22 protein-coding genes are annotated in these 21847 nt (G+C 66.2%); 7 read left to right on the forward strand and 15 right to left on the reverse strand.

Features of this window, described 5'->3' with window-relative positions:
* Positions 1–15: 15 nt before the first annotated feature.
* From radC to VEA80_RS01700, 3 genes are all read right to left on the reverse strand, one after another.
* Positions 16–834 (reverse strand): RadC family protein, encoded by an 819-nt coding sequence (gene radC / locus VEA80_RS01690; RefSeq protein WP_325058950.1) that lies wholly within the window; start codon positions 832–834, stop codon positions 16–18.
* Between the two features lie 10 nt (positions 835–844).
* Positions 845–1675, reverse strand: coding sequence for a type I methionyl aminopeptidase (gene map, locus VEA80_RS01695; RefSeq protein ID WP_325058951.1), 831 nt, complete (start codon positions 1673–1675; stop codon positions 845–847).
* Positions 1676–1763: 88 nt separating this feature from the next.
* On the reverse strand, positions 1764–2294 hold the full coding sequence (locus VEA80_RS01700) for a hypothetical protein (protein WP_325058952.1): 531 nt from the start codon (positions 2292–2294) through the stop codon (positions 1764–1766).
* Positions 2295–2434: 140 nt separating this feature from the next.
* Here VEA80_RS01700 and VEA80_RS01705 point away from each other — a divergent pair, with 140 nt between their 5' ends.
* Positions 2435–3220, forward strand: a complete 786-nt coding sequence (locus VEA80_RS01705) for a ZIP family metal transporter (protein ID WP_325058953.1) — start codon at positions 2435–2437, stop codon at positions 3218–3220.
* A gap of 6 nt (positions 3221–3226) precedes the next feature.
* On the opposite strand, the gene VEA80_RS01710 is transcribed toward VEA80_RS01705, so the two are convergent.
* Both VEA80_RS01710 and VEA80_RS01715 read right to left on the reverse strand, forming a co-directional pair.
* Positions 3227–4606 (reverse strand): PleD family two-component system response regulator, encoded by a 1380-nt coding sequence (locus tag VEA80_RS01710; RefSeq protein ID WP_325058954.1) that lies wholly within the window; start codon positions 4604–4606, stop codon positions 3227–3229.
* A gap of 10 nt (positions 4607–4616) precedes the next feature.
* Complete coding sequence (locus tag VEA80_RS01715; protein WP_325058955.1) at positions 4617–4982, reverse strand: response regulator; 366 nt, start codon at positions 4980–4982, stop codon at positions 4617–4619.
* A 149-nt stretch (positions 4983–5131) separates the two neighbouring features.
* Here VEA80_RS01715 and VEA80_RS01720 point away from each other — a divergent pair, with 149 nt between their 5' ends.
* The 6 genes from VEA80_RS01720 to VEA80_RS01740 all read left to right on the forward strand — a co-directional run bounded on the left by VEA80_RS01720 (position 5132) and on the right by VEA80_RS01740 (position 9679).
* The gene (locus VEA80_RS01720) at positions 5132–6034 is read left to right on the forward strand and encodes an ROK family protein (protein ID WP_325058956.1); all 903 of its coding nucleotides are present in this window, start codon (positions 5132–5134) and stop codon (positions 6032–6034) included.
* Between the two features lie 58 nt (positions 6035–6092).
* Entirely contained in the window at positions 6093–7418 is a 1326-nt protein-coding gene (locus tag VEA80_RS01725; RefSeq protein ID WP_325058957.1) for a DNA polymerase IV, read from the forward strand.
* Positions 7415–7702 (forward strand): ribbon-helix-helix domain-containing protein, encoded by a 288-nt coding sequence (locus tag VEA80_RS01730; RefSeq protein ID WP_325058958.1) that lies wholly within the window; start codon positions 7415–7417, stop codon positions 7700–7702. Before VEA80_RS01725 ends, VEA80_RS01730 begins: the two co-directional genes overlap by 4 nt.
* Positions 7699–7923: a type II toxin-antitoxin system RelE/ParE family toxin gene (locus VEA80_RS20510; RefSeq protein ID WP_414731487.1), complete on the forward strand. Its 225-nt coding sequence runs from the start codon at positions 7699–7701 to the stop codon at positions 7921–7923. The genes VEA80_RS01730 and VEA80_RS20510 overlap by 4 nt, the downstream gene beginning before the upstream one ends.
* 95 nt (positions 7924–8018) lie before the next feature.
* Positions 8019–8480, forward strand: coding sequence for a RidA family protein (locus VEA80_RS01735; RefSeq protein WP_325058959.1), 462 nt, complete (start codon positions 8019–8021; stop codon positions 8478–8480).
* 44 nt (positions 8481–8524) lie between these two features.
* On the forward strand, positions 8525–9679 hold the full coding sequence (locus VEA80_RS01740) for a GNAT family N-acetyltransferase (protein WP_325058960.1): 1155 nt from the start codon (positions 8525–8527) through the stop codon (positions 9677–9679).
* A 3-nt stretch (positions 9680–9682) separates the two neighbouring features.
* Here VEA80_RS01740 and VEA80_RS01745 read toward each other — a convergent pair whose 3' ends face one another.
* The 10 genes from VEA80_RS01745 to VEA80_RS01790 form a co-directional block, all read right to left on the reverse strand.
* Positions 9683–10129 carry a hypothetical protein gene (locus VEA80_RS01745; protein WP_325058961.1) on the reverse strand — a complete coding sequence of 149 codons (447 nt, stop codon included), beginning with the start codon at positions 10127–10129 and terminating at the stop codon, positions 9683–9685.
* 13 nt (positions 10130–10142) lie between these two features.
* Entirely contained in the window at positions 10143–12428 is a 2286-nt protein-coding gene (gene rnr / locus VEA80_RS01750; protein ID WP_325058962.1) for a ribonuclease R, read from the reverse strand.
* Positions 12429–12728: 300 nt separating this feature from the next.
* Positions 12729–13721 (reverse strand): HEAT repeat domain-containing protein, encoded by a 993-nt coding sequence (locus tag VEA80_RS01755; RefSeq protein WP_325058963.1) that lies wholly within the window; start codon positions 13719–13721, stop codon positions 12729–12731.
* A 155-nt stretch (positions 13722–13876) separates the two neighbouring features.
* Positions 13877–16528, reverse strand: coding sequence for a type I DNA topoisomerase (gene topA, locus VEA80_RS01760; protein ID WP_325058964.1), 2652 nt, complete (start codon positions 16526–16528; stop codon positions 13877–13879).
* A 213-nt stretch (positions 16529–16741) separates the two neighbouring features.
* Entirely contained in the window at positions 16742–17833 is a 1092-nt protein-coding gene (dprA, locus tag VEA80_RS01765; protein ID WP_325058965.1) for a DNA-processing protein DprA, read from the reverse strand.
* Positions 17830–18492: a glycerol-3-phosphate 1-O-acyltransferase PlsY gene (gene plsY / locus VEA80_RS01770; protein ID WP_325058966.1), complete on the reverse strand. Its 663-nt coding sequence runs from the start codon at positions 18490–18492 to the stop codon at positions 17830–17832. The genes dprA and plsY overlap by 4 nt, the downstream gene beginning before the upstream one ends.
* 44 nt (positions 18493–18536) lie before the next feature.
* Complete coding sequence (locus VEA80_RS01775; RefSeq protein ID WP_325058967.1) at positions 18537–19040, reverse strand: tryptophan-rich sensory protein; 504 nt, start codon at positions 19038–19040, stop codon at positions 18537–18539.
* A gap of 46 nt (positions 19041–19086) precedes the next feature.
* Positions 19087–19491, reverse strand: a complete 405-nt coding sequence (locus VEA80_RS01780) for a hypothetical protein (RefSeq protein ID WP_325058968.1) — start codon at positions 19489–19491, stop codon at positions 19087–19089.
* Between the two features lie 12 nt (positions 19492–19503).
* Positions 19504–20784, reverse strand: coding sequence for a dihydroorotase (gene pyrC, locus VEA80_RS01785; protein ID WP_325058969.1), 1281 nt, complete (start codon positions 20782–20784; stop codon positions 19504–19506).
* A complete protein-coding gene (locus tag VEA80_RS01790) occupies positions 20781–21770 on the reverse strand; it encodes an aspartate carbamoyltransferase catalytic subunit (protein ID WP_325058970.1) in 990 nt (329 codons plus the stop codon). The genes pyrC and VEA80_RS01790 overlap by 4 nt, the downstream gene beginning before the upstream one ends.
* Positions 21771–21847: the final 77 nt, after the last annotated feature.

A 21847-nucleotide genomic window follows, 5' to 3' on the forward strand; every position in this document is an offset into this window, starting at 1 on the left:
GATTGATTGGCAGCGCTACAGCAGCCCCAAGGTCTTGAAGCTCTCGACGCCGTTACGGCCGATGACGAGGTGATCATGCACCTTCACGCCCACCGCGCTCGCGGCGGCGACGATGTCGCGGGTGACGGCGATGTCGGCGGCGCTGGGCTTGGGATCGCCCGAGGGGTGGTTGTGCACCAGGATCATCGAAGCGGCCGACAGTTCGAGCGCGCGACGGGCGACTTCGCGCGGATAAACCGGCGCGTGATCGACGGTGCCGAAGTTCTGCGGCTCGTCTCGGATCAGCTGGTTCTTGCTGTCGAGGAACAGCACGCGAAACTGCTCGCGCGGCTCGTGCGCCAGCGCCATGCGGCAATAGCTGACGAGCTGCGACCAGGAGGAGATCGCGGTGCGCTGCTTCAGTTCGCTGATCGCCGCGCGTTCACGCAGCGCTTGCGCGATCTTCAGCTCCTGCGCCACCGCGGCGCCTGCGCCGTCGACTTCCGCGATCAGATGGACGGGCGCGGAGAGCGCCGCATCCAGCGTGCCGAAGCGATTGATCAGCGCCTTGGCGAGCGGCTTGGTGTCCTGACGCGGGATGACGCGAAAGAGGAAGAGTTCGAGCAGCTCATAGTCTTGAAGTGCGGCGGGGCCCGCTTCGTCGAAGCGTTGGCGTAGGCGCTGGCGATGTTCGTGGTAGTGAGGCTTTGCTTTCGGCGCCGCCGGCGCTTTGGTTTTGGCGCGGCGCTGCGCCGGCGGGTCGATCTCGATGCCGTCGAGCGCGAACGGGAAGAGTTCGGAATCTTCGACGCGCGGCGCCGGCCGGTCACTCTGTTTGCCGGAGCGCCCCGCCACCGCCGCCGCCTCAGCCGGCGAGCGCGTGGGGCTGATCGAGCCCCGCCGGCGACTTGGTGAAGATTTCGCAGCTGTCGGCGGTGACGCCCACCGAATGCTCGTACTGTGCCGAGAGCGATTTGTCTTTCGTTACCGCCGTCCAGCCGTCGTTCAGCACTTTGACCGCCGGCGAGCCAAGATTGAGCATCGGCTCGATCGTGAACATCATGCCGGGTTTCAGCTCCTCCAGTTGGCCTGGCTTGCCGAAGTGGAGAATATTCGGAGCGTCATGAAAGACGCGGCCGAGACCGTGGCCGCAGAATTCGCGCACCACCGAGGTCCGCTCGGCCTCCGCGTAGCTTTGGATGGCGTGGCCGATGTCGCCAACCGTGGCGCCGGGCTTCACCGCGGCGATGCCGCGCATCAAAGCTTCGTAAGTGATGTCCATCAGCCGCTGCGCTTTGCGCGGCGCTTCGCCGACGGCGTACATGCGGCTGGTGTCGCCGTGCCAGCCATCGAAAACGCAGGTGACGTCGATGTTGAGCACGTCGCCGCCGCGCAGCACGCGCTCGCCGGGGATGCCGTGGCAGACGACGTGATTGATCGAGGTGCAGACGGTGTGGCGATAGCCGCGGTAGAATACGCAGGCGGGCAGCGCGCCGTGGTCGAACAGATATTGCCGCGACAGATCGTCGATGCGCCCGGTCGTGACGCCCTCGCGCACTTCGGCGACCAGCATGTCGAGACAGCCGGCGGCGATTTTGCCGGCCGCGCGCATGCCGGCGAACGCTTCGGCGCTGTCGTACAGCTTGATCTGGCCGATATTGCGCTCCGGCGCTTCCACGGCCTGGACGTAACTCATTCTTCGCTCCGCTCGCGGGAGCTATAACATATAGGCGCCCGCCGCGCATCCGTAGGGGACGCCGCGCCGGAACCGCAGATTTGCGTCCCTATTCGGGCCGCCGCCGATAGGTAATGTCGTAGCGGCGGGTCCAGGTCTGTCCGTCCCCTGATGTCTCGCCGACTTGGCGAACCGTGCCGTCCGGCTGCGCCGTCAGCGTCACCCGGGACTGGAAAACGGCGCCCGGCGCGATGGCGCTGCGGTCGCCGACGGCGGTGAGCTGCAGGCCATTCTCGATCGGTCCGCCGATATAATGGGTGATCTCACCGTTGGAGGAGACCCAATATTGCTCCCACTGGCCGCTCATGCGCTCGAAAATGTTGAAGCTTTGGCCCGTCACACCGCCATTGGCCGCGGTCCAGTGCTCGTGGATGACGCAGCCCGCTTCTTCGCGCGTGACCGAACTGCGCCCGACCTGTGCGTTCGTGTCTGAGCGAAACGCGTCCCATTCGCCGATCCAGAAATCGAGCTGGCGATGCTCGGCCGCTTCGCATGTGGGCGGCGGCGGCTGGCTGGTTTGGGCGTGCGCGAGCGGCGCCAGAAAAAGCGCGGCGGCGAAGGCGGTGAGACGTGTACGCATGGCGATCCTCCCGCCGGCGAGCATCGCGCGCGTGTCCGCAGCCGGCCAGCGCGCAGCGACGATGCGGGAGAAGCCCGCGATGGACGCCGTTCGTCGCCAGCCTAGATGGCGCCCAGCGGGCGTCAGGATTGACGGAACCAGTGGATCAGCCACCCCAGTATGTGCTCTTGCTGGCGATGGCCGGCGCGGCGCTCGCCTCTCCCGCGGGCGGATTCGTGACGCTGTGGGTGCGGCCGAGCACGCTGTTTTTGTCGTGCGTGCTGGGCTTCGCGAGCGGCGTGCTTATGGGCGCCATCGCCTTCGAGATGCTGCCGAGCGCGTTCGAGCACGCTGGGCTCGCGCTCGCCGTCGCCGGGTTCGGCGCCGGCCTCGCTGCGATCTACGCGCTCGATCTCTTCGTGCATCGCGGCTTCCTCGTGGGCGAGGCGTCGGAGCAGCGCTTGCGGCTCCGCGGCGGGCGGCGTGCGCGCGGCGATGAAATCACGGTGCTCGCGGGCGGAACCAGCATCGAAGAGCTGGTCGAGGGCTTGACCATCGGTGTGGCGCTGGCTGTCGAGCCGGAGCTCGGCCTGCTGGTGGCGCTCGCGGTCGGCATCGACAATCTGGCGGAAGGGCTCAGCATCGGCGAGCTGATCCGCAACGCAAAGAATGGGGACGGCCGCCGCGCCGCTTGGCGGATCATCTTGTGGACCAGCACGATCGCGCTTGCGCTGATCGTCTCGTCGCTGGTGGGCTGGTTCCTCTTGCGCGACCTGCCGGGCGGAATGCTCGGGCTGCTGTTCGGCGTGAGCGCCGGCGGCATTTTTTATCTCACCGTCACCGATCTCGTGCCGGAGGCCGAGAAGCATCAATTCCAGCAGGCGCCGGCGATCGCCATGGGCGCTGGCCTGATGCTGATGTTCGCGCTGTCGAGTTTCGGCCGGTGATGCGCCTCAGGCGGCGCGGCCGGCGCTGCGGCCGATGACGCGGTTGCGGCCCGAGCGTTTGGCTTCGTAGAGCGCTTCGTCGGCGCGCTTCAGCAGCGTCTCCGGCGTATCTTCGGCCGCCGTGCAGGCGACGCCGATCGAAACGGTGACGTCGATCGGATGCGGCGCGCCCGGCGCGTTGAACGGCGCGGCGCAGATATGGCGGCGGAGGCGTTCGGCGGCGAGACAGGCGATGTCGCCGCTCGTGCGCGGCATCAGCACGACGAACTCTTCGCCGCCGAGACGGCAGGCGAAGTCGGACGGACGCACGTTGGAGGCGAGGCGCACCGCGAACTCGCGCAGCACGGCGTCGCCAACATCGTGCCCGTAGGTATCGTTGCAGCGCTTGAAGTGGTCGATGTCGACCGCCATCAGCGACACCGGCTCGCCGCCGCACTGCGCGCGCTGCACCAGCGGGCCGAGCTGCGCGTCGAGGAAGCGGCGATTGTAGAGATTGGTGAGCTGGTCGGTGATGGCGAGTTCGATGCCCTGGTCGAGCCGAGTGCGCAGCGCGTCGATGTAGCGCTTGCGGCGCATCAGGGTGCGGGCGCGGGCGACGATCTCGTCTTCGTCGACGGGGCGGACGATGATGTCGTGGGCGCCGAGTTCGAGCGCGCGCAGCGCGCGCTTCTTGTCGTCGGGCTCGACGATGGCGAGAACCGGCAAATGCCGCGTCGGTTCGCCCGAGCGCATGCGGGCGATGACGCGGAAGCCGTCGAAGCTCTTGGCGGTGACGGAAACGACGGCGAGATCGGGCCGGCCGTGCGAAGCGTCGGCGTTTCCCAGCAACGAGACGCGATGCTCCACGCCGAGCGCGGCCTGCAGCCGTTTGATCTGGTTGGCGTTGTCGTCGACGAGGAGCACGTTGCCGGAGACCACGCGGTGCTGGTCGAGCGGATCTGGGCGCAGCTCTTCACCGATGACGCCGAGGCGGCGGCCGTTCGCTTCGCGCGCGCGCAACTCGTCGATCACGACCTTGAGCGCGAGGAGGCTCTTCACCCGGGCCAAAAGCTGCACGTCGTCGATCGGCTTGGTCAGAAATTCTTCGGCCCCCGCCTGCAGCCCGCGCAGCTTCTCGCTGCGGTCGTCGAGCGTGGTGAGGATGATGATCGGGATATGACGCGTCTCCGGCTGCGCCTTTAGCCGCCGGCAGGCTTCGTAGCCGTCGATGCCGCCGGGCATCATGACGTCGAGCAGGATGAGGTCCGGCTTTTCGCGCTTGGCGGTCTGCACGGCTTCTTCGCCGCGCTGGGCCATCAACACGTCGTAATACTCGGCCGTGAGCTTCGCTTCGAGCAAGCGGCGGTTGGCTTCGAGATCGTCGACAACGAGGATGCGCGCGCTCAAGCGTGGCTCCTCATCCGATAAATTTGCGGATTGTTTCCAGGAACGTCGTCACAGAGATCGGCTTCGACAGATAGGCGTCGCAGCCGGCCGCCATGATCTTCTGTTCGTCGCCGCGCATGGCGAAGGCGGTGACGGCGACGACCGGAATGCTCTTCAGCGCGTCGTCCTTCTTCAGCCGGTCGGTGATCTCGAGGCCCGAAATTTCCGGCAGCTGGATGTCCATGACGATGAGGTCGGGCTTGTGCTCCCGCGCCAACGGCAACGCCTGGCGGCCGTCGCGCGTTTTCACCGTGCGGTAGCCGAAGGCTTCCAGCAGGTCGTTGAACAGCCTCATATTGAGTTCGCTGTCTTCGACGATGAGAACGGTCTTGGCCATGAACCCGCTTCGCTTACGCGGCCCCCGAGAGCGCTTTCCGGCGCGTTGATGCGCTGCGTTCCTCGCCCTTATAGCGCCGAGGCCTTAACAACCCATCGCAATGCCAGCAATCTAGTCACCTGCGTTAATAACGTCTTAAGGATTGAAGGATGCGCCTCGGCGTCGATTTCGGCGGCACCAAGATCGAAGGGGCGCTGCTTGATTCCAAGGGAGAAATCCTGGTGCGCCGGCGCGTGCCCAACCCTGGGGATTATCTGAGCGCCGTCCGCGCGGTGGCCGATCTGACGGCGCGAATCGAACAGGAGGCGGGCGCGCGGGCGGTGTCTGTCGGGGTCGGGATTCCGGGTTCGCTCTCGCCGGCGACCGGTTTGGTCCGCAACGCCAACTCGACTTGGCTCAACGGCAAACCGTTCCTGGAGGATTTGAAGGCTGCGCTGGCGCGCCCCGTGCGGGTGGAGAACGACGCCAATTGCTTTGCGCTGTCGGAAGCGGTGGACGGCGCCGCCGCGCACGGGCGGGTCGTGTTCGGCGTCATCGTTGGCACCGGCTGCGGCGGCGGCGTGGTGGTCGAGCGCAAGGTGGTGGAGGGACGCAACGGCATCGGCGGCGAATGGGGCCACACGCCGCTCCCGTGGGCGCGCGCTGATGAAACGACCGAGCGGCATTGGTGCGGCCGCTATGGCTGCCTCGAACAATGGATCTCCGGCTCCGGCTTCAAACGCTGGGCCGGCATGGGCGCGCACGAAGCCGACGAAGCCGCGCGCGCCGGCGACCCCAAAGCGCGCGTGCTGCTCGACCTGCTCGCGGACCGGATCGCGCGCGGCCTCGCCGTGGTGATGGATATTCTCGATCCCGACGTGATCGTGTTCGGCGGCGGCGTCTCCAACATCGAGAGCTTGTACCCGAGCGTCCGCGGCAAGCTGTTGGCGCACGTCTTCTCCGACGTGGTGACGACGGATCTGGTGAAGAACATGCACGGCGATTCCAGCGGCGTGCGCGGCGCGGCCTGGCTGTTCGATGCGGGCGGGGATGTTTCGGAATATATGGCATGAGCGTCGTGATTACGCCCGGACCGCCGGCGCCTTCGCCGGCATCATCGCTTAGGCGATCTTGGACGCCATCGAGATTGGCTCAAAATTTCATGCCGGCGAGGGCGCCGGCGGTCCGAGTGCGATGATCCTCTGTCGCGCCTGTGCGCGTGAGATCGCCGGCTCTCGCTGCGTCTGCGGGGAAGAGCAGCCGCTGGAGCACGCGGAGCTGACGACGCTGTCCATCGCCCACCTCGACTGCGACGCCTTCTACGCCTCGATCGAAAAACGCGACGATCCGAGTTTGATGCCGCATCCGGTCATCGTCGGCGGCGGCAAGAGGGGTGTCGTGTCGACCTGCTGCTATGTCGCCCGCGCCTATGGCGTGCGCAGCGCTATGCCGATGTTCAAGGCGCTGAAGCTTTGCCCGCAGGCGAAGGTGGTGCGCGGCGACATGCACAAATATGTCGAAGAGGGCCGCATTATCCGTCGCATGATGGAGGACCTGACGCCCCAGGTGCAGCCGCTCTCGATCGACGAAGCGTTCATGGACCTGACCGGCACCGAGGCGCTGCATGGCGGCCTGCCGGCGCAATCCCTGATCAAGCTGCAGAATCGCATCTGGGAGGAACGCCAGCTCACGGTTTCGATCGGGCTCAGCTTCAACAAGTTTCTGGCTAAGACGGCGAGCGATCTCGACAAGCCGCGCGGCTTCTCGGTGATCGGCCGCGCCGAGGCGCTGACCTTTCTGGAATCGCGCTCGGTCGGCACGCTGCCGGGCGTCGGCCCGGCCGGCGCCGCGGCGCTGGAGCGCAACGGGCTGAAGAAGATCGGCGACATCCGCACCGTCGGCCCGCAGCGCATGCGCGCGCTCTACGGCGACTGGGGCGCGCACCTGTTTGCGCTGTCGATGGCGGACGATCCGCGCAAGGTCGATCCGCACGGCGAGCGCAAGAGCATCTCGGCGGAGACGACGTTCTTCGAAGATGTGTCCGAGATCGAAGCGCTGGAGGACATCCTCTGGCCGCTTTGTGAGAAGGTGGCCGCGCGCTGCCGCGCCAGCGATACGGCGGGGCTCACGCTGACGCTCAAACTGAAAGACACACGCTTCAAAATCATCACCCGCCGTCGCCAGCTCCCCGAGCCGACATTGCTGGCGTCGCGCATCTTCGGACACGCGCGCGAGCTGCTGGCGGGCGATGCCGACGGCAAGACCAAGTATCGGCTGATCGGCGTTGGGCTCTCGGACTTCAGCGACGCTGCGGCGGCCGACAAAGGCGACATGCTCGACACGCGGACCCCCAAGCGCGCCGCGGCGGAGGCGGCGGTGGCGAAAGCGCGCGGCAAGTTCGGCCGGGATGCGGTGCAGACGGGGCGCGCGCTGAAGGCGGAGCGGGATGACGAATGAGCCGGATGTTGCTCGGATCGGCGCATGAGCAAGTTCGAAATCGACCTGCCGCCGGCGTTGCGGAGTTCGTGCAGGGACAGGTGGATGCCGGTCTCTACAACAGCGCCGCAGATGTGATTGAAGACGCAGTGCGTCGGGCATCGGAGGAGATTTGGCCGAATGCTGAGGCTATCCGGGCCGCGTTGGCCCCGGGGGTGGCGGAGGCGGACGCCGGCGTGTTCTATGAAGGAACTATCGAGGACATACTGGCTGAGGCTCGCGCGACACGCGCCAAACAGAGATGACGGGCTTCCGTCTTACGCCGCACGCCAGGCGGCACGTGATTGAGATTCTAGAATTCTCCATCGCGCAATGGGGCGAGCGTCGCGCTGATCGGTACATCCAGGCGATTGACGCCGCCATTGCCGCCGTCGCTCGCGGGGAGATCAAAGCGCGAGATTGCGAACAATATGGCGCCGGCTTGCGCTTTGTTCGCTCTGGCTCTCACAACATCTATCTGCGATAGATGCCGGCCGCGATCTGTATGTGGTCATCGGCGTGCTTCATCAAAGCATGTACCCGCCACGCCATCTGATCATACCGGAGGGGGAGGAATAGCTCATGGCCCGCATTGAAGCACGTTTGCAGGAACTGGGGATCACTCTGCCGACGCCGCCGGCGCCGGTGGCGTCTTATGTGCCGTTCGTCATCGTCGGCAATCTGGTGCATGTCTCCGGGCAGGTCTCGGTCGACGCCTCCGGCGGCATCAAGGGCAAGCTCGGCGACGCGATCGAGGTGGAAGAGGGCCAAGCGGCGGCGCGGCTGTGTGGGCTCAATCTGCTGGCGCAAGTGAAGGCCGCATGCGGCGGCGATCTGGATCGGGTCAAGCGCGTGGTGAAGCTCAACGGCTTCGTCAACGTGACGCCGGAGTTCAGCCCGATCCCGCAAGTCATGAACGGGTGTTCGGACCTCATGGTCCAGGTGCTGGGCGAGGCCGGCAAGCACGCGCGGTCCGCCGTCGGCATGGCCAATTTGCCGATGGATTTTGCGGTGGAAGTCGACGGCCTGTTCGAGATCGGCTGAGCCGCGTCTTTGTCTTGCCGCACCCGCGCGCCTAGATTGGCGCCATGGACGGAACGGACGCGCTCTCAATCGCGGTGATTGGCGATCTCGCCAATATTGATCGCGCGCAATGGGATGCGCTGGCGAACCCGGCCGGGCAGCCATACGATCCATTCCTCTGCTGGGATTTCCTGCAGGCGCTGGAAGAGAGCGGCTGCGCCAGCGCCGCGCGCGGATGGCAGCCGGCGCACCTGCTGGCGCGCGACGCTTCGGGCGCCGCGGTCGGGGCGATGCCGCTCTACGCCAAGGATCACTCCTACGGCGAATACGTGTTCGATCATGGCTGGGCCGACGCGATGCAGCGCGCCGGCGGGCGCTATTATCCGAAGCTGCAATGCGCCGTGCCGTTCACGCCCGTGCCGGGGCGGCGGATCTTCGCGCGCGACGCCGCCGTGGAAAGCGCCTTGGCGCAGGCGGCGATCGGCTTGGCGCAGCGGGCGGGCGCTTCGTCCGTGCATGCTACGTTCGCCAGCGCCGAACAGTGCGCGCGGATGGCGTCCCTCGGCTACATGACGCGCGTCGGGCTGCAATATCACTGGTTCAACCGCGGCTATGCGAGTTTCGCCGACTTTCTCGCCGATCTCTCCTCGCAGAAGCGCAAGACCATCCGCCGCGAACGCGCCCGCGCCTGCGAAGGCGTTTCGATCCGCCGTCTGCGCGGCGACGAGATCGAGTCCGCCGACTGGGACTTCTTCTTCGACTGCTACATGGATACGGGCTCGCGCAAATGGGGCTCGCCCTATCTCAACCGGAAATTCTTCGCGCTGCTCGCCGAGCGCATGGCCGACACATGCGTGCTGTTCGTCGCCGAGGCCGATGGAACGCCGGTCGCCTCGGCGCTCAATTTGATCGGCGGCGAGGCGCTTTACGGCCGCTATTGGGGCCGCATCGCCGACATCCCGTTCCTGCATTTCGAGCTCTGCTATTACCAAGCCATAGAACTCGCCATCGAACTTGGCTTGCCGCGCGTGGAAGCTGGCGCGCAAGGCGAACACAAGCTCGCCCGCGGCTACGTCCCCGCGCCGACCTACAGCGCGCATTGGATCGCGCATGCTGGCTTGCGCGAAGCAGTGAAGCGCTATCTCGAAGCGGAAACGCCCGCGGTGACGGACGAAGCGGAGCTGCTGATGGAGCACACGCCGTTTCGGAAGAGCGAGTGAGAGTCAGCAGCGGCGATAGATTAGAAACAGCCTGGTGCGCCCGCTGCCATCCTCCGGCGCCGCTGATGTGAAGGCATTGGCGTTGAGCTGATTGACTTCGTTCGTGTGCGCTTGGCTGCCCTGGGTGATCGTCAGCGAATTGCCGCTGAGCGACCACCGGCCCGTCTGGCCGGTGTAATCGGTAAGTGTGCCGTCCGCGCCGAAAACCGTTGGTTGACCGCAGTTTGCGCGCAATCCCCACATGCCGACAATTTCGTCGGCCGTCAGCGGCGAAGAGTCCGTATCGGTGAAGACTTCGGGCTCTATTCCAGCGGGTGGTTCGATCACGACAGCCGAAGACTCGTCGGATCCTTGCGCGGCATTGGGCATTTTTTCGACGGTCGGCGGTGGTGCAGATGTCGGCTCGCCACACGCCGCAACGCATGCAAGAAGCACAATCAGAAGCCTCATTGGGATACTCCAATCAGCGCCTTCTCTTGCCGCGCTTCGTATCCCGCTCGCGACCGCCGCTGCGGCCTTGGCGGCTGAGGCGGGATTTGCGCCAGCCGGGTTGCGGCGGTTCGGGATCGCTTAGCACCGAGAGCACAAGCCCGCCGCTGATCGGCGTCGCTTCTTCGAGGCGCACTTCGACTTTCATGCCGAGCGGAAAGCGCTGGCCGCTGTGTTCGCCGACGAGGGCGTGGCCGACTTCGTCGTGCAGCCAGCGTTCGGGGCCGAGCGAGGAGATGGGGGCGAGGCCGTCGGCTTGGGTTTCGGCGAGGCGGATGAAGAGGCCGAAGCGCGTGACGCCGGTGACGCGGCCTTCGAACGTGGCGCCGACGCGGTCGGCCAGGAACGCGCTGATGTAGCGCGCTGTGGCGTCGCGCTCAGCCGCCATCGAGGCGCGTTCGGTTTGGCTGACGTGTTCGGCGGTTTCGGCGTAGCGCGCCTCTTCGGCGTCGCTGGCGCCGTCCGGCCCAAGCTTCAGTGCGCGGATGAGAGCGCGGTGGATGGTGACGTCGGCGTAGCGGCGGATCGGCGAAGTGAAGTGCGAGTAGCGATGTAGGTTGAGGCCGAAGTGGCCGATATTGTCGGGCGAATACACCGCCTGCGACTGCGTGCGCAGCACCACTTCGTTGATGATCTCTTTGTTGGGAGAGTTTTCCGCCAGATGCAGGATGCGGTTGAAGCGGCCGGCGGTGACGTTCTGGCCCTTGCTCCAGCTCATCCCGACGGTGGGGAGAAAATCGGTGATGGCGGCGATCTTTTCATCGCTGGGGCGATCGTGGACGCGGTAGATTTGCGGGCGGCCCTTCAGCTCCAGCGTCTCGGCGGCGCAGACATTAGCCTGGATCATGAATTCTTCGATCAGCTTGTGCGCGTCGAAGCGCTCACGCCGCTTCACGCCGGCGACTTTGCCGTCCTTGAAGATGATCTTGTGCTCGGGCGCGTCGATCTCGAGCGGTTGGCGTTTCTCGCGCGCCGACCAGACCGCGCCGTAAGCGGCCCAGAGCGGCTTCAGGATGGGTTCTAGCAGCGGCTTGGTTTTGTCGTTGGGTTCACCGTCGATCGCCGCCTGCGCTTGTTCGTAGGACAGCTTCGCCGCCGAGCGCATCAGGCCGCGGACGAATCTGTGACGCAGCTTCTTGCCTTCGGCGCTGAAGATCATCTCGACCGCCAAGCACGCGCGCTCTTCGCCTTCGCGCAGCGAGCAGAGATCGGCCGAGAGCGATTCCGGCAGCATCGGCGCGACGCGGTCGGGGAAATAGGTGGAATTGCCGCGCCGCCAGGCGCCGCGGTCGAGCGGCGTGCCGGACTGCACGTAGGCGGCGACATCGGCGATGGCGACCCAGACACGCCAGCCGCCTTTGTTTTTCTCGTCCGTATCGGGCGCGGCATAAACCGCGTCGTCATGATCGCGCGCGTCTTCGGGGTCGATGGTGATCAGCGGCACGTCGCGCAGATCGGTGCGGCCTTTCAGCGTCGGCTTCTGCGCGGCTTTGGCTTGGCGTTCTTCCTCTTCGCTGAAGCCTTCGCTGATGCCGTGCGTGTGCATGGCGAGGATCGAGGCGGCGCGCGGATCGCTTTCGCGGCCGATCACTTGCTTGATCAAGCCGCGCTTCGGCCCATGCGCGCGCTCGCGCCGTTCGACGGCGAGTTCGACGAAGACGAGATCGCCGTCCTTGGCGTCGCCGACATTTTGCTGCTCGACCAGAATGTCATGCCGCGCTTTGCGGTCTGCGGGTTCGACGCGGCCGCCGCCGAACTTGGCGGCTTGGCCTTTGTTGGCGCGGAAGACGCCGAGGATGCGGTGCGCGCTTTGGCCGAGGCGCTTGACGACGCGGGCGATGAACTCGCCGTCCTCATCGCGGCCGATGCGCGCGAGCACCCGGTCGCCGATGCCGATCGCCGCTTCGCCCTTCATGCGCCGCGCTTCGCCGGGCGCGAGGCGGATGGTTGGGCCGAAATAGCCTTCCGGCCCACGCATGCGGGCGAGCAGTTCGCCGTCCGGATCGCGGTCGATGATGTCCATCACGCCGGATTCGGGCAGGGCGTGTGCGTCGGCGTAAGACTTGCGCCCGGTGCGGCCGAGCGCGCCGGACTCTTCCAGCTCGCGCAGGATGTGGCGCAGCTCTTTCTTCTGCTCCGCGCCGATGCCGAGTTCATGCGCGATATCGCGCTTCTGCGCCTTGCCGCCGGATTTGCGGATCGCTTCGAGCACGCGCTCTTTGGTCAGCGGCTCTTGGTGAAGAGGCGGGCGCTTGGGCATTAGGCGAACCTCCCCCCTTGCGGGGGAGGTGGTCGCGAAGCGACCGGAGGGGGGGCGATCAAACGAGCAGGCGCCTGCGCGTTTGATCGCCCCCCACCCCCCAGCCCCCGCCCCGCGAGGGGGCGGGGGAGAGTGCGCGCGTTGGTGAAAGTTGGTCTGTGTTTGAACATTGAACTGAGACTTAGACGCGCGCCGCCCGTTTCGCCATGCGCGAACCGCGAAACACCGAGCTTCACCCCGCCCCCAACTCCCTCCCCTCAAGGGGAGGGGGGCTTGGTGCGCGTCATCCGGCTCAGTCATTCAGCACACGCAGGGTGCGACGCCCTTAATGCCGCTGAGATCGAATACAATCGCGTATCCGTGGCTCCAGGCGACGAATGTCTGGTTCGGAATGACCGCCGCAAGCGAGTCTGGTGCGCCGGGAAGGACAACGAGCGTTGTCACCCGCGGCGACGCCACCGGACTGACCAGCAGGATTGCGCCGTTATCTAGCGAGAGGTGAGCCAAGCCAGCGGCGACGAGGACGCTATCGCCAACAGGCTCCATGCCGTGGATATTGTCGTCATACACTTCGACGGCGCCGCCGGACGGTGCTGTCCACGTCAGCGTGCCGCCCCACTCACCGGCGTCGGAGCCGGTGAGGGTTCCGCCAGCAATGGCAATGCTCAGACGCGGTGTAGCAGGGGAGCGAAAGGAGATGCCGTTCCAACTCCATAAGCCAGAAGAACAGTTCGCGGCATTGCCGATGCTAATGCCCTCGGCTCCAATCATGGGGCCGAGATAGGTCGATCCTGGAGGTAAATCACTTTCAACTAGCCGGCGACGTCGAGGCGTCTGCAGTGCGTCTATGGATATTTGCGCGTGTTCACGGACCTCGGGCAGCCAATGATCCCGAGCAAGTGCGCGCAGGCGATCAACGTGGCCGACTCCGCCTAGCCAGCCTATGCTTCTCGTCGCGGCGAGCACCACGCGCCAGTCCGAGGAATATAACGACTCTCCTACAAATTGGGTCGCATCTGCAAACCCTATCCGGCCTAGAGCGGAAATTGCGGCTGCTCTGACCAACCCATCTTGCTCGCGCGCGAGAGTAAGCAAGCCGGGGCCCGCGTCTATGGCAGCGTGGCCCAACCTGGATACGCGACCAGTTATGCAGGACGCGAGAAGCAATGAATCCTGCTCTCTTCGCGCGACGCAGTCGCTAAGCGCCGATGCACCCTGTGCGCTCGCATCCGGCGAATAGCTCAGGCCGCACAGAGCCAGAGCGATAAGGGCGAAAGGCCAACGACCGAACACAGAGGGATGAAGCCATCGCGGGCTGGCGACTTCAATTCACGAATATGTGCCGCTGTCGTAGCTTGAGGGAAAGCGGCGATTTGAAATTGAGCGCCGGTAAACCCCATCCGGCGCTTCGCGGCACCTTCTCTTTAACCAGGAGAAGGGACGCGGCATCAGGCTTTCGCGCTTTTTTTTGCGGGCTTCTTAGCGGCGGCTTTGGCTGGAACTTTCTTGGCCGTTGGCTTCTTCGCGGTCTTCGCAGCCGCCTTCTTCGGCGCAGCTTCCTTCTTCACCGCCGCTTTCTTCGCCGGCGCCTTCTTTTTCTTCTTCCCGCCGCCAGCCTCAGCACGCGCCGCGAGCAACGACAGCGCTTCATCCGCCTCGATGTCTTCCGGCTTTTTATCCTTCGGCACGTTTGCGTTGGTTTCGCCGTCGGTGATGTAGGGGCCGTAGCGACCGTTGAGCACCCGCACCGGTTTGCCCGTCACCGGGCTTTCTCCGAGTTCTTTGATCGGCGCGGGCGCTGCGCGGCCGAAGCGGCCTTTGCCGCCGCCGGCTTTCTTTTCTTCGATCAACGCGACGGCGCGGTTCATTTGGATTTCGTGCACGTCGTCGGCGCCGGGCAGGTTCACGTAGAGATTGCCCATTTTGATGTACGGGCCGAAGCGGCCGATGTTGGCGACGATCATCTCGTTCTCGCTCGGGTGCATGCCGACTTTGCGCGGCAGCGAGAGCAACTTGATCGCGGTTTCGAGATCGACATCGGTCGGCGCGCGGCCCTTCGGCACGCTGGCGCGCTTGGGCTTATCGGGATCGTCCGGGTTCGGCGTTTCGAAATACGCGCCGAAGCGGCCGTTCTTCAGCACGATCGGGCCGTTGGGGCCGTCGCCGACGAGCAAGCCATCCGACGGAATCGCTTGCTCGGCGTCTTCGCCGCCAGCGAGCGGGCGCGTGAACTTGCATGGCGGATCGCCATTATAGTTCGAGCAGCCGACGAAGGCGCCGTACTTGCCGAGACGCAGCGAGAGCGTGCCGACGCCGCAGAGCGGGCAGGTGCGCGGATCGGAGCCGTCTTCCTTCGGCGGGAAGATGTGCGGGCCCATCACTTCATTCAGTGTGTCGAGCACTTCGGTGATGCGCAGATCCGAGATGTCGCCAAGGGCGCCGTTAAAGTCGCGCCAGAAATCGCGCATCAGCGCCTTCCAATCGAGTTCGCCGGCGCTGACTTCGTCGAGCTTTTCTTCGAGGTCGGCGGTGAAGTCGTATTCGACATATTTGCGGAAGAAGTTTTCCAGGAAGGCAATGACGATGCGGCCGCGGTCATCCGGGATGAAGCGGTTCTTGTCCATCGTGACGTAATTGCGTTCGCGCAGCTTCTCCAGGATCGCCGCATAGGTCGAAGGGCGGCCGATGCCGAGCTCTTCCAGCTTCTTCACCAGCGACGCTTCCGAATAGCGCGGCGGCGGTTCGGTGAAGTGCTGATCGGCTTTGCAATCGTGGACGTTGACGCTTTCGCCCTGCTTCAATTGCGGCAGGCGGCGGTTTTCTTCGTCCTCTTCGTCGTCGCGGCCTTCCTGATAGAGCTTCAGGAAGCCGTCGAAGAGAATGACTTGGCCGGTGGCGCGCAGTTCGACCTTGCCGGTCGGCTCGGTGAAATCGACGCTGGTGCGTTCGATCGACGCCGCTTCCATTTGCGATGCGACCGTGCGCTTCCAGATCAGCTCGTAAAGCTTGGCCTGGTCGCCATCGAGATGCAGCGATTTCGGCGTGTTCGACGGATCGGTCGGCCGGATCGCTTCGTGCGCTTCCTGCGCGTTCTTCACTTTCGACGTGTAGCGGCGCGGTTCGGCCGGCGTGTACTCCTTGCCGAACTGGCTGCCGATGGCCGTGCGCAGATCGCGGATCGCGCCTTCGTCCATGCTGACCCCGTCGGTCCGCATGTAAGTGATGTGGCCCGCTTCATAGAGCCGCTGCGCCGTCTGCATCGTGCGCGAGGCGTTGAAGCCGAGCTTGCGCGCGGCTTCCTGCTGCAGCGTCGAGGTCGTGAACGGCGGCGGCGGGTTGCGCTTGGTGGGCTTGGCCTCGACGGCGCTGACCTTGAAGCCGCCTTTCTTCACCGCATCGCGCGCGGCGTGCGCCATCTCAGCGTTCGGAATGTCGAGGCGCTTTAGCTTCTTGCCTTCGAAAGCCGAGAGCCGCGCGGGGAAAATATCGCCGCGCGTGCTCGAAAGCTGGGCGTCGACGCTCCAGTATTCTTGTGGGCGGAAGCGCTCGATCTCGACTTCGCGGTCGACGATGATCCGGAGCGCCACCGATTGCACGCGGCCGGCCGAGCGCGAGCCCGGGAGCTTGCGCCACAGCACCGGCGAAAGCCCGAAGCCGACGAGATAATCGAGCGCGCGGCGCGCCAGATAGGCGTCGACCAGCTCCATATCGATGTCGCGCGGCGCGGCCATCGCCGCCTGCACGGCGGGCTTGGTGATGGCGTTGAAGGTGACCCGCTTGACGTTCTTGCCCTTCAGCGCCTTCTTCTGATTGAGCGCCTCCAGCACGTGCCAGGAGATGGCCTCGCCCTCGCGATCGGGGTCGGTGGCGAGGATCAGATTGTCGGCGTCCTTGAGGGCGTCGGCGATGTCCTTTACCCGCTGGCGGGATTTGGCGTCGACCTCCCAATCCATGGCGAAGTCTTCGTCCGGCTTTACCGAACCGTCCTTGGCGGGGAGGTCGCGGATGTGTCCGTACGAGGCCAGGACCTTATAGTCCGAGCCCAAATACTTGTTGATTGTCTTGGCCTTAGCCGGGGATTCGACGACGACGACGTTCATTCTGTACGGGTGCTCTAACGGTAAAGGCCGGAACCAAAGCGGGCCGGAAACTGGGGGGCGACCTTGGGCCTGTCAACGCAGACGATGGCCCGCCGGTCCGCCCTTATCTGTGCGGCTGGCTAATTTTTCTTTGCGAATCCGTGGTTTCGCTCCTGCTGAAAAAGCGTGGAGACGCAATCGCGGGCGGCGATATGCAACCAGAGGGGGAGTGCCTCAGCCGAACGCGGCGCCCGCGGACGCCGCGTACCCGCCCGGCAGCGAGGCGGCCTGGCCGTTCATCTCCAGCTCCGTCAGCGCCGCCGCCACCGCGCCCGCCGGCGTTTCGAGCAGTCGGGCGAGGTCGTTGACATGGATCGGCGTCGGCGAGAGCAGTTGGCGGATTTTGCCGGGCAGGCCCGGCGGCGGCGGCGGCGTTTCGCTCTCGAACAGCGGCCCGATCGAATGCGGGCGCAGCGGCGGCCGCGTTTCGCCCAAGGCGGCGATCACGTCCGCGGCGTTCTCGATCAAAGTGGCGCCTTGCTTGATCAGCGCATTGGAGCCGTGCGCGCGGGGATCGAGCGGCGAGCCGGGCGCGGCCATGACGTCCCGGCCTTGCTCGGCCGCGGCGCGGGCCGTGATCAGCGACCCGGAGCGGAGCGCCGCTTCGATGATGACGACGCCGCGCGACACGCCGGAGATGATCCAGTTGCGGCGCGGAAAATCGCGGGCGCGCGCCACCGCGCCGAGCGGCGCTTCGCTGATGACGGCGCCGCGTTCGCAGATCATGTCGTGCAAGCGTTGGTTCTGGGGCGGATAGGGATGATCCAATCCGCCCGCCAACACGCCCACTGTGCCGGTCTCCAGCGCGCCCTTGTGCGCGGCGGCGTCGACGCCGCGCGCGAGGCCGGAGACGACGGTGAGGCCGGCGGCGCCGAGATCGGCCGCCACGCGCTCGGCAAACATGAGCGCAGCGCCTGAGCCTTCGCGCGAGCCGACCAGAGCGACCGTCGGCTGTTTCAACAGGTTCGCATCGCCGCGAACGGCGATCACCGGCGCCGGCGCGTCGAGCTGCGCAAGCAGCGGCGGATAGTCGGGTTCGCAGCAGGCGATCAGACGCCCGCCGAGCGCTTCGACGCCGTCGATCTCCGCCTCGGCTTGGGCCGCGGGCGGGGCGGTGAGATTGGAGACCCGCGGCAGCGCCTCGAGCGCCGCGGCGGCGGTGCGGTGGCGGGCGATCAGCCGATGAAAGGTGAGGGGGCCGATCCGCGGCGTGCGCGCCAGCCGCACCCAGGCGATCCGCTCCGGGCGCGACAGCGTCCGCGTCATGCTTCCTGCGTCGGTTCGGCGGCGGATGGCGCCGCGTTTTTCTTGTCGCCGATCCGCGGCTCCGTGCCCGCGCGCAGGCGCGCAATGTTGGCGCTGTGGCGCCAGAAGATCAGCACGGCGAGCAGCGCCGCGAAGGCGGTCTCCGACCAGCTGAAGCCGGCGACGAACGCGGCGATCGGCGCGATCGCGGCGGCGCACAAGGCGGCGAGCGACGAGTAGCGGAAGATGGTCGCCACGGCGAGCCAGGTGACGCCGGCGATGACGCCGAGCGGCCAAACGCCGGCGAACAGCACGCCGAAGAACGTCGCAACGCCCTTGCCGCCCTTGAATCCGAGCCACACCGGGAAGCAATGGCCGATGAACGCCGCCGCGCCGGCGACGAGGCCGACCTGCCGCTGCAGCTCGGCGCTCGAACCGGCCATGTCGGCGATTTCGCGCGCGAGCAGCAGCGCGATGGCGGCCTTGCCGGCGTCGAGCAGCAGCGTGGCGAGCGCGAGATCCTTGCGCCCGGTGCGCAGCACGTTAGTCGCGCCGATATTGCCGGAGCCGATGTTGCGGATGTCGCCGAGCCCAGAGAGCCGGGTGATGACGAGCCCGAACGGGATCGAGCCCAGGAGATAGCCGCCCGCCGCGGCGAGGATGAAGATCAGCACCAGCACGGCGCCCCTGTTAGCAGCCTCTCGCCCGGCTGTGGAGAGGGCGATCAGGCCGTGTCGAGCGCGGCGAAGCTGAGAATGGCGGCGAACCCGATCCAGAGCAGCGAGGGCGCGATCAGCCAAGCGGCGCGTTTGGAGACCCGCCGCGCCTGCGCCGCCGCGGCCAGCGCAAGGCCAAAAGCGATCAGCGTCGCGCCGGCGCTCACGCCCGGGTTCGCGCCGGCGACGAGGAACGGATAGAGCAAGCTCCAAACCATCAGCGCGACGATCCAGTACGAGGCGCGCCGCCCCGAGAGGCCGGTCTGGTAGGCGTACCAGCGCGCCGCGCCCCAGAGCGGGAAGATGACGAGCCAAGCGGCGCTCATCAACCAACCGGGCGGATCGAGCCGTATGGCGTCGAAGGCCGGATAGGCGTTCCAGCGCGCGGCGTAGATAACGCCATTGACCACGAGCGCGGCGATAAAGGGCGCGACAGCGCTGATGGCGAGGCCGCGCTTGTCGTTGCGATTCCACGGCGTGCGCGAGGGTTTGCCGAGAATGACGTCGGTCATGCTGCGCCAACGCGGCGGGCGTGGCGCTGGTTTCGTGGATGCGACGTCAGCTGCCGCTGCAGCTCACCGGCGCGGCGCGGCCGACTTCCCATTGCGCGCTGGCGCCGCCGCCGCGGAAGCCGTAGCGGCCGTTGGAGTAGTAACCGTCGCCCGCGCGCGGCAGCACCATGGATGGGCCGCCGATGATGGCGACGCGCGCCTGTTCGCCGTTCGCCTCGACCATCAGCTGCGCACCATTGGCGCAGGTGTAGGCGATCGGGCCGTCGATCGGGATCGGCGGCGGCGTCCCGTTCGGCCCCGGCTCGCCGATGTCCGGCGCCGGCGTCGCGCAGGCGGCGAGCAGGAGCAGAAGAACGCCAAGCGCGCCTCTGCGCCACCCATTCCCGGATTTGCGCGCCGGGCTCTTCGCTTCGCGAAGCCCCGGGACTGGGTGGGATGAATTGGAGCGCATGGCCTTGATCCCTTACTGACCAAACACCGTCTTGCCGGCAATGAATGTCCGTTTCACGGCGCCTTGCAACAGCTTCTTGTCGAACGGCGAATTGTTGGACTTCGACTTCAGCTTGTCGCTGTCGAGTTTGAACGGCGCGCCGAGGTCGATCAGGATCACGTCCGCCGGCGCGCCCTTGGCGAGGCGGCCTGTGGGCAGCTTCAAGAGTTCGGCCGGCTTCAGCGTCATCGCCCGGATCAGCGTGGTGAGCGCGACGTCGCCCTTGTGGTGCAGCGTCAGCGCGCCCGCCAGCAGCGTCTCCAGCCCGACGGCGCCAAATGCGGCTTCTTCGAACGGCAGGCGCTTGTCTTCAGCTTGTTGCGGATCGTGGCCGGAGACGATCACGTCGATCAGCCCGTCGCTCACGGCGTGCACCAATGCCGTGCGGTCGTCCTCTCCCCGCAGCGGCGGCGAGAGCTTGGCGAAGGTGCGATAGCCGTCAACGTCCTGTTCGTTGAGCACGAGATGATGGACGTTGACGCTGGCGAACGCAGCGACGCCGCGCTCCTTGGCGCGCTTCAGCGCCGGCAGCGTCTGCGCCGAGGAGAGCATGTCGAGCATCAGCTTGCCGCCGGTGAGTTCGGCGAGCGCGAGATCGCGCTCGGCCATGATCGCTTCCGCCGCCGCCGGAATGCCGGGCAGGCCGAGCCGCGCTGCGAGTTCGCCTTCATGCATCACGCCGCCTTCGGCGAGAGAAGGGTCTTCCGGCCGGTGCGCGATCAGCGCGCCAAAGCCGGTGGCGTAGGAGAGCGCGCGCCGCAGCACGCGCGAGGAGGCGATCGGCTTGTCGCCGTTGGTGAACAGCACCGCGCCGGCTTCGGCCATCAGGCCAATTTCCGTCATCAGTTCGCCGTCGAGATGCTTGGTCAGCGCCGCCGCCGGCAAGACGCGCACGCCGCCGGAGCGGTCGGGCCCGCGGCGCAGCACGTAATCGACGAGGCTCTGGTCGTCGATGATCGGATCGGTGTGCGGCATCATCACCATGGTGGTGACGCCGCCCGCCGCCGCCGCGCGGCCGGCGGACTTGAACGTCTCTTTGTGCTCGGCGCCCGGTTCGCCGATGGTGACGCGCATGTCGATGAGGCCCGGCGCGAGATGAAGGCCATCCGCGTCGATGATCTCTGCGCCGTCAGGCGCGCTCGCGACATTGCCGATGTCGCGGATCACCTCGTCGAACAGGATGGCGCCGTCCTCGACCTTGTTCTTGGCCGGATCGATCAGCTTGGCGTTACGTATGAGCGTAGGGCGCGTCATTGTTGCGCCTCGTTGGCGCCGCTTTCGGCCAGCGCCTCCAGGACCGCCATGCGCACGGCGACGCCCATACGCACCTGCGTCTCGATCAGCGACACGTCGGGATTGTCGGCGACGCTGCTATCGATCTCGACGCCGCGGTTCATCGGCCCCGGATGCATCACCAGTGCGCCGGGCTTGGCGTATTTGAGCTTGTCTTCGTCGAGGCCGTAGAACCAGAAGAACTCGCGCGCCGAGGGGAAGAAGCCGCCGGCCATGCGCTCGCGCTGCACGCGCAGCATCATGACGACGTCGGCGCCCGCGAGGCCGTCCTTCATCGAATGAAACACTTTCGCGCCCCAGCGTTCGGCCCCCGGCGGCATCAAAGTCGGCGGCCCGATCAGCCGCACCTGCGCGCCGAGCAGCGTCAACAGCGCGACGTTGGAGCGGGCGACGCGACTGTGCGCGACATCGCCGCAAATGGCGATGTTCAATCCTTCGATCTGGCCGAGCTTGTCGCGGATGGTGAAAGCGTCGAGCAGCGCCTGGGTCGGATGCTCGTGCTTGCCGTCGCCGGCGTTGATGACGGAGCAATCGACCTTCTGTGAAAGCAGCTCCACCGCGCCGGACGAGCCGTGCCGCACCACCAGCAAATCCGGCCGCATCGCGTTCAGCGTCGTCGCCGTATCGATCAGCGTCTCGCCTTTGGCGACGCTCGATGATTTCACCGACATGTTGACGACGTCGGCGCCCATGCGCTTGCCGGCGAGTTCGAACGAGCTCTGCGTGCGCGTCGAGTTTTCGAAGAAGAGATTGATCTGCGTGCGCCCGCGCAGCGTGTCGAGCTTCTTGATCTTTTGCTCCGCCAGCGGCGCGAACGCTTCGGCGCGGTCGAGCAGGCTTTCGGCTTCGAAACGGTCGAGATCGGCGATCGAGAGCAGATGCTTGTGGCGGAAACGAACCGGGCTCGTGCGCGCTTCTTTCTTCTTGCCGTTGGGTCGCTGAGCCATGCGCGCTTGTTAAGCTGTGCGGCCGCTTCGCCGCAAGCGCGGCGCAAACAAGGCGGGGATAATCGTTTCAGTCATCT

This window comes from Vitreimonas sp. (assembly GCF_035627415.1).
GTDB lineage: Bacteria > Pseudomonadota > Alphaproteobacteria > Caulobacterales > Aquidulcibacteraceae > Vitreimonas.

What these genes read in the sequence shown, in the direction of transcription:
- map (WP_325058951.1), bottom strand. Translation starts at nt 1,675, where the DNA reads ATGAGTTACGTCCAGGCCGTGGAAGCGCCGGAGCGCAATATCGGCCAG.
- VEA80_RS01700 (WP_325058952.1), bottom strand. Translation starts at nt 2,294, where the DNA reads ATGCGTACACGTCTCACCGCCTTCGCCGCCGCGCTTTTTCTGGCGCCG.
- VEA80_RS01715 (WP_325058955.1), bottom strand. Translation starts at nt 4,982, where the DNA reads ATGGCCAAGACCGTTCTCATCGTCGAAGACAGCGAACTCAATATGAGG.
- VEA80_RS01720 (WP_325058956.1), top strand. Translation starts at nt 5,132, where the DNA reads ATGCGCCTCGGCGTCGATTTCGGCGGCACCAAGATCGAAGGGGCGCTG.
- VEA80_RS01730 (WP_325058958.1), top strand. Translation starts at nt 7,415, where the DNA reads ATGAGCCGGATGTTGCTCGGATCGGCGCATGAGCAAGTTCGAAATCGA.
- VEA80_RS20510 (WP_414731487.1), top strand. Translation starts at nt 7,699, where the DNA reads ATGACGGGCTTCCGTCTTACGCCGCACGCCAGGCGGCACGTGATTGAG.
- VEA80_RS01735 (WP_325058959.1), top strand. Translation starts at nt 8,019, where the DNA reads ATGGCCCGCATTGAAGCACGTTTGCAGGAACTGGGGATCACTCTGCCG.
- VEA80_RS01740 (WP_325058960.1), top strand. Translation starts at nt 8,525, where the DNA reads ATGGACGGAACGGACGCGCTCTCAATCGCGGTGATTGGCGATCTCGCC.
- VEA80_RS01745 (WP_325058961.1), bottom strand. Translation starts at nt 10,129, where the DNA reads ATGAGGCTTCTGATTGTGCTTCTTGCATGCGTTGCGGCGTGTGGCGAG.
- rnr (WP_325058962.1), bottom strand. Translation starts at nt 12,428, where the DNA reads ATGCCCAAGCGCCCGCCTCTTCACCAAGAGCCGCTGACCAAAGAGCGC.
- topA (WP_325058964.1), bottom strand. Translation starts at nt 16,528, where the DNA reads ATGAACGTCGTCGTCGTCGAATCCCCGGCTAAGGCCAAGACAATCAAC.
- dprA (WP_325058965.1), bottom strand. Translation starts at nt 17,833, where the DNA reads ATGACGCGGACGCTGTCGCGCCCGGAGCGGATCGCCTGGGTGCGGCTG.
- VEA80_RS01775 (WP_325058967.1), bottom strand. Translation starts at nt 19,040, where the DNA reads ATGACCGACGTCATTCTCGGCAAACCCTCGCGCACGCCGTGGAATCGC.
- VEA80_RS01780 (WP_325058968.1), bottom strand. Translation starts at nt 19,491, where the DNA reads ATGCGCTCCAATTCATCCCACCCAGTCCCGGGGCTTCGCGAAGCGAAG.
- pyrC (WP_325058969.1), bottom strand. Translation starts at nt 20,784, where the DNA reads ATGACGCGCCCTACGCTCATACGTAACGCCAAGCTGATCGATCCGGCC.
- VEA80_RS01790 (WP_325058970.1), bottom strand. Translation starts at nt 21,770, where the DNA reads ATGGCTCAGCGACCCAACGGCAAGAAGAAAGAAGCGCGCACGAGCCCG.